This is a genomic window from Diplocloster modestus, from assembly GCF_019042245.1.
Lineage (GTDB): Bacteria > Bacillota > Clostridia > Lachnospirales > Lachnospiraceae > Diplocloster > Diplocloster modestus.
In genome coordinates this window covers 255,703-267,118 of sequence record NZ_JAHQCX010000007.1, presented here as the reverse complement: position 1 = coordinate 267,118, position 11,416 = coordinate 255,703, and the positions used below count along the sequence as shown (strand labels likewise).

The 11,416-nt window shown below is 50.2% G+C and carries 8 protein-coding genes; 7 read left to right on the top strand and 1 reads right to left on the bottom strand.

The features are described from left to right. Positions 1–112 precede the first annotated feature (112 nt). On the top strand, positions 113–325 hold the full coding sequence (locus KTH90_RS12620; RefSeq protein WP_330655994.1) for an NAD(P)-dependent oxidoreductase: 213 nt from the start codon (positions 113–115) through the stop codon (positions 323–325). Here the strand turns inward: KTH90_RS12620 and KTH90_RS12615 are convergent. Further along, entirely contained in the window at positions 322–1,344 is a 1,023-nt protein-coding gene (locus tag KTH90_RS12615; protein ID WP_158352949.1) for a LacI family DNA-binding transcriptional regulator, read from the bottom strand. The two genes, KTH90_RS12620 and KTH90_RS12615, sit on opposite strands and share 4 nt — an antisense overlap. Positions 1,345–1,613: 269 nt before the next feature. Here KTH90_RS12615 and KTH90_RS12610 point away from each other — a divergent pair, with 269 nt between their 5' ends. The 6 genes from KTH90_RS12610 to KTH90_RS12585 all read left to right on the top strand — a co-directional run bounded on the left by KTH90_RS12610 (position 1,614) and on the right by KTH90_RS12585 (position 11,382). After that, complete coding sequence (locus KTH90_RS12610) at positions 1,614–2,930, top strand: ABC transporter substrate-binding protein (RefSeq protein ID WP_158352948.1); 1,317 nt, start codon at positions 1,614–1,616, stop codon at positions 2,928–2,930. A 98-nt stretch (positions 2,931–3,028) separates the two neighbouring features. Then, positions 3,029–3,964 carry a carbohydrate ABC transporter permease gene (locus KTH90_RS12605; protein WP_238726904.1) on the top strand — a complete coding sequence of 312 codons (936 nt, stop codon included), beginning with the start codon at positions 3,029–3,031 and terminating at the stop codon, positions 3,962–3,964. 13 nt (positions 3,965–3,977) lie between these two features. Continuing rightward, positions 3,978–4,847 (top strand): carbohydrate ABC transporter permease, encoded by an 870-nt coding sequence (locus KTH90_RS12600; RefSeq protein ID WP_238726903.1) that lies wholly within the window; start codon positions 3,978–3,980, stop codon positions 4,845–4,847. A 29-nt stretch (positions 4,848–4,876) separates the two neighbouring features. After that, on the top strand, positions 4,877–7,210 hold the full coding sequence (locus KTH90_RS12595; RefSeq protein WP_158352945.1) for a glycosyl hydrolase 2 galactose-binding domain-containing protein: 2,334 nt from the start codon (positions 4,877–4,879) through the stop codon (positions 7,208–7,210). Continuing rightward, positions 7,204–8,259 carry a glycoside hydrolase family 130 protein gene (locus tag KTH90_RS12590; RefSeq protein WP_158352944.1) on the top strand — a complete coding sequence of 352 codons (1,056 nt, stop codon included), beginning with the start codon at positions 7,204–7,206 and terminating at the stop codon, positions 8,257–8,259. Before KTH90_RS12595 ends, KTH90_RS12590 begins: the two co-directional genes overlap by 7 nt. A 105-nt stretch (positions 8,260–8,364) precedes the next feature. Continuing rightward, positions 8,365–11,382 (top strand): hypothetical protein, encoded by a 3,018-nt coding sequence (locus KTH90_RS12585; RefSeq protein ID WP_158352943.1) that lies wholly within the window; start codon positions 8,365–8,367, stop codon positions 11,380–11,382. The last annotated feature ends 34 nt before the right edge of the window (positions 11,383–11,416 follow it).

The following is an 11,416-nucleotide window of genomic DNA, read 5'->3' as shown; positions in this document are numbered from 1 at the left end:
TTTAAGTAAAGCGGATGAAACCACCACCATAAGTATAACATTTCTAAACGGATAAGACATCTATCCGTTATTAGTCACGGGCGCGCTGCCAATGCGCATATCGGAATAATCCCTGCTGATCGCAGCGGTACTGACCCCGGAGGAAATCGCGCTGGTAAAACAGGGAACGAAGGCAGACATCTGGATGGAAGTACGTAAACTGAAAAGCCGTACCATAGGCTTCCTGGGCTTCGGAGCCATCGCGCGGGACGTCTCTGAGAAGCTTCAGGGTTTTCATCCGCGCATGACCGCCTACGACAAATGTCCAGACAAAGAGGCGGCCTAACCATCACATGATATATGACGAACAGAAGAGCGGATCACTAATTTAGTGCTGACAATCACCCGCTGCGTGTTGCTGTCCGGATTATCCAGCCGCAGAAGCATCTGCCGGAAAGCGTGGTTTGCCAGCTGCTTTTTGCTGATATCCACGGTGGTCAGCGGCGGTATGCTGCTTATGCTGATTTCCGTATTGTCGAAACTGATAATGGAAATATCCTGTGGGACATGCAGATTCCTGCTGCTTAGTGTTTTGATCAGATAAAAAGCCGCCATGTCACAATAGCAGAGGAAAGCGGTGGGCATCTCGCCGGGCAATGATATATTCTCCGTGTACAGCCCGGTCAGGGGTTCGTTGTTGACGATGTTCCATTCTTTGGAATAGGTGAGCTGGTTCTCGGCCAGGGCTTTTTGGTAACCGTAAAATCGGTCGGCTATGCTGGATGCCTGCTCGATATTGCCGACAAACCCGATCCGCTTATGGCCGTTCTGAATCAGATAGGTGGTCGCTTCATATCCGATATAAAAGTTATCCACCAGAATACAATCCAGATCCAGGCCGGGCTTATAGAAATCGATCAGGATCACCGGTTTCTGGAAACGCAGCAGATTCTGTATATAGGAAGATTCCATTTCTCCGCCGACGAATACACCGTCAAAATCATCGTTCAGGTAGATAGACGGAAGGATGCCGGCGTGTTCATCCTCCGCGTTGATGATAAAAACGGAAAGCGTATAATGGGCGTCTGAACATTCTTTATTGAGATAGTAGAAAATCTGAGAATAAAAATTTTCATTTTCAAAAAAATAGCGTTTCGGTGTGAAAAAGGCAAGCTTGTAATCCTGTTTGTCCGCGGTTGTAAATTTTTTTTTCGGCATGTAGCCCATTTCCACAGCAACGCTGAGAATTTTTTTCCGCAATTCCTGGCTGATCCCCTCCTGATTGTTAATCGCTTTGGAGACAGAGACTTTACTGATACCGAGTTTATCTGCGATCTGCTGCATTGTAACTTTATTGTTATTCATATTATCACCTCAAATTTACTTAACTACTTAACACTATAAATGATTCTTCTGAAAAATGCAAGGTTTCTGATAAAATGCTGTGAAAAACGCAGTAGTATTGTGAAGGTGCACAAATTATAACAGGTAATCTTGTACGATCTGACGGTTTCTGGCCGAGAGGTAAAATTCCATTGACAACAATCATCCCTATCGAATATACTTAATTTATAAAGTTACAAGTTAAGAAATACACAAAATTGTAACTTAACTAAAACCGGAGGGTAAAGAATATGAAAAAAATGAGAACCATCTTATCGTTAACGCTGACGATGATCATGCTGTTTACGCTGCTGACGGCATGCGGTCAGGAAAACAAGACGCCGGATACGCCTGCCAATGAGCCTGCGGGAAGCGTAGCGCCGGACGCGGACAGCGGTGCTGTGGAAGGTACCGTTACTTTTTGCCTGGAGTCAGCGAAGAAAACTGCGTTTGAGCCATTTATTGAGGCTTTTGAAAAAGAATATCCCGGAATCAATGTGGAAGTTCTCTGGGACAAAGATGATAATACCCTGATTGCGGCCAACCAGGCGCCGGATCTGATCAAATCCGGGGATATCCATGTATCCAGCTCCAGGGATCTGTTATTGGACTTGACTCCTTATATGGAACAGGACGCACAAGAGGTCAATGCGGATGACTTTTTCCCCGCTACGCTGGAAAGCCTGAAAGTAGACGGAAAATTACTGGCTATGCCCACTTCCTTCAATGTCGGCCTTCTCTACTATAATAAGACGTTATTTGACGAGGCCGGTGTTACATATCCCACGGATGACTGGAGCCAGGAGGATTTTATCAAGGCCGGGCAGGCATTGACCAAACAGGAGGATGGAAAATATTCCCAGTGGGGCTGCACGACGGTTCTTGGCTGGTGGGGCGAGTGGCTGGTCCATGTGCGCCAGGCGGGAGGCGACTGGATGGTTGATAATCTCTGCGCCTTAGATACCCCGGAAGCGGTTAAGGGACTTCAGTTCTTCTTTGACAAGACCACGAAGGGTACGTACAAGTTCGCACCTTCCAGCACGGATGACGCCCTGGGCGGTTTCGCAGGCGGCCTGTCCGCGATGGAATACGGCGGCCATACCGGTATGTGGGTGGCTTATAACGCGGTGGAGGGCCTGGACTGGGATATCGCAGCACTGCCTTCTGGCAGCGCGCAGAAAGCCGGCAGCGAGTTCGCTGTGGAGGGCTACGCCATCAGCAAGGATACGAAAAATCCGGAGGCGGCCTGGACGTTTTTGAAATATTTCACCGGTAAAGAGGGCGCGAAGCTTATGAATGAGCTGGGATATCCCTGCTGCAGGCAGTCCGTGGTGGATGAAAAGCTGGCGGTGCCCAAGGAAGAGCGCGGCTGTCCCCAGAATCTGGAAGCCCTGTACGCGGCCATGGATGACGCTATGACCCTGCCAAGGGACCCGGAATTCAATAACTGCACTCAGACTGTGGTACAGCCGGTCATCGATCTGATGCTGGAAGGTGAACTTTCGCCTGAAGAAGCGGCGAAAGAAGCCACGGCACAGGCTAATGATTATCTGGAATCGAATCGTTAACCTTCAGGACGGCGGTGTGGCGTACACCGCCGTTCTCTCTTAAATACAATCGATAAGTTTCACAAGCGGACTCTATTTTAAGAAAAGGAGCAGGTGCTGTGTTTAAGAAAGAAAATAAGAATAGCGGGCAGCGAAAATCAAAATGCCTCGCCAAAAGAGAACGGAGATATTTTTTTGCTTTTACCGGAATCGCACTGATCGGTTTTCTGATCTTCTATGTGTATCCCATTGGAAGAACTTTTTATCTCAGTTTAACCAACACAAGAATCGGTTCTTCCGGTACGGACTTTGTCGGACTGGGAAATTATATCGATGTACTGACAAAGGATAAGCTCTTCCTGAAAGCGGTAAAGCAGTCCCTGATCTATGCCCTCTCGACAGGGCCGCTGATTCTGCTGCTGGCGCTGCTGACGGCACTGCTGCTCAATGCAAAAATCCGTGCGCGGGGAGTATTCCGAACTATATTTTTTATTCCCTGTATAATACCGACCTTTGCTGTGGCCGCCGCATTCAAGGGCTTGTTCCACCCCAGCAGCGGCGTGGTGAATATGATTCTGGATTATTTTGGGATAGAGGGGCCGGGCTGGTACATGAGTTCCAAGACAGCGCTGCTGACACTGGTGATCGTCAGCGCCTGGGGATTCGGTGTGAAAATGATTATATTTCTGGCCGGCCTGCAGGAGGTACCGGAGTCACTGTATGAAGTAGCCAGGCTGGATGGCGCTGGCCGTTTTAAGCAATTCTGGCATGTGACGTTTCCGGAGATTTCCCACGTTTTCTTCTTCAATGTGGTGATGACCACCATAGACTGCTTCAAGAGCTTCAATATCGCTTATTTTATGGGGAACGGCGAGGGGTATCCCGCGAATTCCACGCTCCTGTTTCCGATTTACCTGTATAATACGGCTTTTAAAACGCCATTCAAGCTGGGGTACGCGTCAACACTGTCGTGGTTATTCTTTATGATTATCCTGGGATTCACGGTGATTAATTTCGGACTGAAAAAGTTTTATGTCAGTGATGACGGGGAGTGAGGTGGAACGAAACATGAAACATAATGAGCCAAAAGGCAGCAAGGCGTTCCGGTGGATGATAACAGGGATTCTGATCCTGACTGCGGTGGTTTTGATGCTGCCTCTGTACTATCTGGTGGTGACCTCTTTTAAAACCATGCAGGAAGCGATCGGTCCGTTTCACTGGAGGCCGCAGACACGGACCCTGGATAATTTCCGGGAAGTATTTCAGATGGAGCAGTTTCATATCGTCCGTTTCTTTTTTAACACAATTTTTTTGATCCTGGTAAAATCCCTGGGGACGATATTTACCTGCAGTCTGGCGGCGTACGGGTTCGCCAGGTATCAGTTTAAATATAAAGAATTAATTTTCGGCATTCTTATGTGCGCTTTGATGATTCCGGGGGAATTGCTTACGATTCCCTGTTATGAGGTCTATATTAATCTGGGCTGGATGGATTCCTATCTCCCGATGACAGTATCAAAATTTTTTGGAACAGATATTTTTGCCATTTTTCTGCTTCGCCAGTTCTTTGCCAAAGTACCGGGCTCCCTGTTTGAAGCGGCTAAGATCGACGGATGCGGTGAATTCCAGATGTTTCGCTCCATTATGGTACCGCTCTCCAAGCCGGTGTTTGTAACGCTGTTCCTGCTGTATTTTGTTGGTACCTATAATGATGTCTATGAAGCAAACCTCTATCTGTTGTCAGAAAATAAATATACGCTGGCCCAGGGGCTTCAGATGGTTGAAAATCTGTTTAATAACGGCGGCCATGATTATCTGATTCCCTGGAACGTCTTATCGGCTGCTACGTTAGTCGCGATAGTTCCGGTGATCATCCTGTTCGCGTTTGGCCAAAAGCAGTTCATAGAAGGGATGGCGACGTCAGGAATCAAAGGATAAACAAATTTTGCTGGAATGAGGAAAGAGCTATGAATTTACCACTAAAAACGTGGAAAGTGGGATGGAGCGACATAGAATCGATAGCGTCGCTCCGGTTAGGAAGGGCAGAAAATTTCCGGGAGGTAACTGTCCCGTACAATGTACAGCAGGCTGCTTTTAAGAGCAGAGAGGAGCTGTTCTATGCAGATCATCTGGATACCATTCTCTGGACGGAAGAAAAGGCCTGGATCTATTACACAGAGGCAGAGATAGAGAAAGGTGAGGGCAGGAATTATATCTTGTCATTTGACGGTCTGGATTACTGCTGTGAAGTATATGTCAATGGCACCAGGGTTTGCAGCCATATCGGTATGTACGGTACAGTTAATATTGCAGTCACCCCGTATCTTCATTCGGGTAAGAATAGGATCTGGGTTGTGTTTTATCTGACGGAGGAAATGCGGGATCAGGCCAAACGGCATTACGGACTGAAGTGTCCCAACAGCTATAAGTGGGACGCGGCACCGCGGATGCTGACTATGGGAATCTGGGATTCGGTATCTTTGCTGGAAAAGGAAAGCAGTTATGTGAAAGACTATCATATCACCTCCCGGATCGTGGAAGATAACGCTAAGATTCAGATCCGGCTGGAACGCGCAGGCGCGGTCGGGGCCGGCAGTCTGACCGTGCGGTTCGCACAGAGGGAATTTTTCTTTGAATTGGGAGAAAAAGCAAAAGAATGTGTAAGCTTTCTGATAGAGAGGCCAAGGCTTTGGTATCCGCATGACCTGGGAGAGCCATATCTCTATGAGGTGGAGATCATTCTCAGGGATCAGGACGGACAGGAACTGGATCATATCCATACACAGCATGGGATCCGCAGCCTGCAGATGATGCACAGCAAAGGCTCTGACGCACAGCTTACGCCTTTGCAGGTATCATGCAATGGTACGCCTGTGTTTATCAAAGGAGTTAATATGGTACCGCTGGATGTATTTCCGGCCACCATCGACAGAGAACGATATGAAAGTTTCCTGCAGCTGCTTTGTGAAGGCGGGGTGAACCTGGTACGCATATGGGGAGGAGGCCTGACGGAGAAGGACTGCTTTTATGATTTATGTGATCAAATGGGAATCCTGGTGTGGCAGGATTTCCCGCAATGCTGTGAGAATCCCCCGGAGACCGGAGAGTATCTGCGTCTGCTGGAGGATCAGGCCAGGAGGATTGTGCTGCGCCTGCGCAATCACTGCAGCGTGCTGCTGTACTGCGGAGGAAACGAGCTCTATGTGGATTGGTCACGGCTGAAGGACGGCGGTGAGAAGGGGGAAGCTTTGGCTTGCGAGATCAAAGATCTGCTCACACCGTTCCATACAGATACTTATATGGCCGGAGCCGATGGATACGATGAAATGGCGCTGAAGCTTCTGGCTGATATCTGCAGGGAATTGGACGATACGAGGATTTATCATATATCCTCCCCGCTGGAGGGAGAGGGCGAGGTACACGGTCCCTGGGGATATGATCTTCGCAAAGGGGATCAGCGCTACCGGACCTTTGATGGGAGTTTCTATGAGTTCTGGAACACGTTCCGGGCTGTATTATACAGTGAGGCGGGGTGCAGCGGTATGGCAAACGAGGACCAATACTGTTCGGTGATCCCGGCTGATCAGCAGTGGCCGGTTCAGAAAAGCTCACCCTCCCTATGGTTCCATAATGCCTTTGGGGCGGCCTGGGGCAGCCAGGATCAATGGCTGGATGTCCAAATGGTGGAGCGGTTCTTCGGACGGACCGGGTCCCTGCCGGATATGATCTGGGCCAGCCAGTTTTTGCAGGCGGAGGGTATCCGCTATATCATTGAGGAGTGCAGAAGGAAGAAACCGGACTGCAGCGGTGTCATGATCTGGGCGGTCAATGAGACGTGGCCCAACGCGGCCAGTTTAAGCCTGCTAAATTATGACCTGAAGCCAAAAGCGGCATATTACGCCATGAAACAAAGCTTCCGCAGAAATCTTGCCAGTCTGCGCTATGATCATGTGTTATATGAAGAAACACTTACCTGTGGGCTGTGGGTGGAGCTGGCCGACGCACCCAAGCCCCTTGTGCTGAACTGGAAGTTTTACCGTCTGGACGGCAGTGTGATCCGGCAGGGGGCATTCCATGCACTGACGACGACGCAGGAGCCCTGTTTCCTGCAGTCATTTTCCATAGAATCGGCAAAAGAACCCGTGATCCTCGCGGAGCTGGCCTGGCAAAACATACAGGCGCAGACGGTTTCAAAGAATGTCTACTGCTTCGCAAATGGAAGGAAGGAAGCGCCCTTTGCCCCTCTTTTGGAGGCGAAGGAGCAGATCCATATATGGGATAAGGAGGAATTCAAATGCTAAATCAGGAACAGCTGGCCAGACACCGCAAGTGCTTTGAGGAGGCCATAAACAGATCGATCCCGGGAGTAATATCGGATATTTCCGTAGAAGAATTCGGATGTGAGAAAGCCACGAAACCTGGCTGGGCGATCGGTCCCTTTCAGAAGAATGAGGCCATGACATACAGAAAAAAGGCGTTGTGGAAAGATCCGACAAACATAGGCTGGAGATCCGGATTTATCTTCAATCCTACCATGATCGAACAGGATGGCAAGCTCTATCTGTTCTATCGGGCCGCGCCGAAAAAAGAGACGCTGTGTTCCCGGATCGGCCTGGCGGTCTATGATCCTGAAACGGGCTGGCAGGATTATGCAGAGAATCCGATTATATTTCCAGAAGAAGAGGACGAGATCTTAAGCTGTGAAGATCCCAAGATCTATAAACGAAAGGACCAGTATGTCATGTTCTATATCGGTGTGGCAATGCTGCCAAAAGACGGGGAGCGGGCCATGCTGGGTGACATGCCCATGGAGGTGGCCTGCCATGTAAAGATGGCGGTATCAAAGGATCTGTTTCATTGGGAAAAAAGAGGACTGGTGGTGCCGCTCACTATATCAAAATATTGGGCAAAATCCGCTGTGATTCCGCGTAACCCTCAGGGAGAGCCGGTGAAGCTCAATGGGAAATATATCATGTATATCAGCGAAGGCTGCGGCGGCGTACAGCATATCGGCCTGTCGGATGACCTGCTGACCTGGAGTTTTGAACCAAGACAGTTTCTGGATGTCAGCGAGTTTGGACAGTTATATGAGGTGGCATGCGCCGTTACGGACTATGGAGCAGAGGACGATGCGCTTCTGCTGGACTTTTATTACCGGCGTCCGGACGGCAGGAACGGGGGCGGGCAGGCGCTATACAGCAAAAACGAGCCGTTTAGGCAGTTAGAACTGCATGAAGGAGCTTCCTTAAGCTGGGGCGGTATTCTGCGCTATAACGGTAAGTTTACATTTGCACAGGGCTGGGATGCGGTGGATGGAACGGAAGAGATGTATCTTTATGAAGAAGAGTAATGGGGGACAAATCCTATCTGTGCCGATATACGTACGGATGGAGGAGAACGTGAAAGAATTGATAAATGTATCTTAATTGTACATTGGAAAGGAATGGCGGATAATATGCAGAATATATTCAGGTCAACCGCGCTGGCTGTGATATGTTCCATGCTGGCGGTGGGAGCGGGAGGTAATGTGGTCGACTATTCTATGGCAGATAGTGATTTTAGCAGTATGACAGGGATTCCGGATACTTACACAGTTACCGGTCTGGAGATCTGGGCTACACGGGACGGAAGCTCTGTGGTATTTCCGGCCGGAAATTATACGGACTGGGATAAATCCGCCAACAGCGGCGTGGCCCCTTATGTCCAGAACGTGTTACGTCTCGAAGCAGGCTCATCCGTATCCAGAACGCTGGACGTGGACGGGGCTGTGGACAACGCGCCTCACGCAGGGGATATCTTAGGCGGTTCTCTGACCTCGTACCGATGTGCAGATGACAGTAAGATAACCGTGAACGTTTCCAGTGATCACGGCACATTACTCACGGCCTCCAATGGGGAGCAGCTCTGGGGAGGCTGGGACACAGTTTCCTTCGGGGGGACGCCCGAAGAGGGGCAGATCAGCGGGGAGTCTGAGCGTATTCTGATCACCCTGGCCAATGACAGCCAGGAGGCTGCCCGTGTAAAAGCTTACGGTCTGACGGGAACACGGCCTTTGGATTTTGATGGGAACGGAAGCGTGGACGAAAGGGACGCTGAGTTTATGGAACAGGCTTTAGAACAGGGAAGTACGGACCTTGGGTTTGACCTGGATCAGGATGGCCAGTTTACAACTAAGGATATCAGTTGTTTCCGCAAGTTTATTCTTCAGGACGCGGATGAATTCTATCTGAATCTGAACCATCTGGATTTTATGAGTGAAGATATCACCATAGACGGACAGCAGATGACGGTGATGAATCTATACGCGGAGCCCAATGACAGAAGCGATCTCTCCAAAGGGTACCACTATGTGGGGGACGCCCAGGAGGGCTTTGCCTGTCTGGATGACACGGCCCGCGCGGTTGTGGCGCTGGCGGAACACTACCGGCTGTATGAGGACAGCCACAGCCTGCAGGAGATCGGGAAAATGCTGGAATTCGTCCTTTATATGCAGGAAGAGGACGGCGAATTTAAAAACTTCCTGGCGAAAGACGAAGCCGGTAATTATTATAAAAAGGACAGCGCTTCTTCCTACAAAACCTTTGGATATTGGGGAAGCCGCGGCTATACGGCGCTCGCTTATGGGTATGAGGCTTTGGGGGACAGTAACCCGGCCCTGAAAGCCCGGGTAAAGTCGGCAATGGATCTGTGTGTCCAACGGATTGACTCAGAAATCAGCCAAAAGTATGGGGACTATCTGCCAGTGTCTGGCTATTCTATGCCTGCCTGGAATCTAAGCGGAGATAATTGGGTCTCCTCTGCTGCGATAGGCGCGCTGGCCAAGCACTATGAGCTGTTTCCCGACAACACCCTGGTAAAACAGGATCTATACCGGTTAGGCGAGGCGCTCGAAGCCAGCGCGTTTGGCGGTCGGACGGAGTATCCGCTGGGCGGTATCATGCATTTTTATGGCAATAGTATCGATCTTTGGGATGAGTGGGGCAGTACGCAGGTAGCCGCCCTGGCTATGGCCGGCGATATCTGCGGGATGGAGTCCTGGATTCACACGGCGCGGCTGACAGCGGACAGCTTCCTGGCGGATCTGCTGATATCCGGCAGAGCGTACGCGCTGACACCGAACAAACAGACTTACCCTCAGATCAATTATGGTACGGCCAGCTATGTAGATAATCTGCTGAAACTCTCCGAGATTACAGGAGAAAAGAAATATGCCCAGTGGGCCGGATTAGCCGCCGCCTGGTGGACAGGAGACAATGCAAGCGCAGAGGGAGCGGCTATGTTTAACCAGGATTATGGATATGCATTTGACGGCATCGTATCAGCTGACAATGTGAATCTTAACTCCGGCGCGGAATCTGTAGTGGAAGCAGTCCGGGTACTGGCCAGGGTGCTTCAGGACGACACCGCGAAGCAATATCTATATGCGGTAAAAACAGACGAATCCTCAGCCATTGTGATCGAAGCAGAAGATCTATACCGTACCGGACCGGATACAGAGTATCCACTGCCCTATGGGAGCCTGAATGATCCCAATGCGGCGCTGGTCAAAAAAGCTTCCTCTGATCCGGGCCTGGATGAAAACCAGGTACAGACGGAACAGACTGTGCTGCCGGATGTTATGCAAAACGGCCAATGGCAGGAAGTATATTCCAACTGGCAGGGGCGTAACGCGTTTTTCTGCGAAGGTGTCGGACATAACAATATCCGTCTGTATAACGGCGGCGAACTGGTTTCCGCGGTCGGGGTGGGCGGTGAAGGACAACTGCAGCCGGGAGACTATGTGAAGCTGGATTTCATGGCATTGGTACAGTTTGACACGAATCTTTCCGCCCAGGTTTTTGCCGTGGATGATAAGGACCGGGAAACCCTTATCGCAGATGACAGCCAGATGATCTACAGCGCCCGTACCTGGTACTCAGGAGACAATTCGGTGAAGACCAAGGCGGTCCGCGCGATCCCGGAAGGAACAACCCATCTGAAAATCCGGTTTTCTGTAACCACGACTGCCGGTGAGGCGGAGTATGCCAAGGCCTATGGGACGATTGTTCAGGCGAGGCTGTTCAAAATGGCGTCCCCGGAAATTCAGTCGGGCGGCTCCGCTTATTCCAAGGGAAGCTATGCGGTTATGGAGGCCGGGAGCAGCAAGAGTTTCGGGCAGATGATCGCCGATCCCGGTACCTACGACGTGTACATCAGTATCGGTGCGGTTTCCGAAGACAGCGGGGTTCTTTCCTTTGGGGAAGGAGACAATCCCAATGAGGTACACGCAGATTTACAGAAAAACAGCGGTGTACAGATCAAGCGTCTGGGCAGAATGGAATTAGCAGAGGGAAACAGAAGTTTCGTAATCAGTAACGGTGGGGACGAGGCGGTAAATCTGGATGCGGTTATCTTATATCCTAAAATAACCTATGCGCAATATCAAACGCCTTCCGGAGCAGTGGTACGTATGGAGCGGGACAGCGGGGTATAAATCATTCAAGGTGAAAACGGGGATTTTGTCCTGG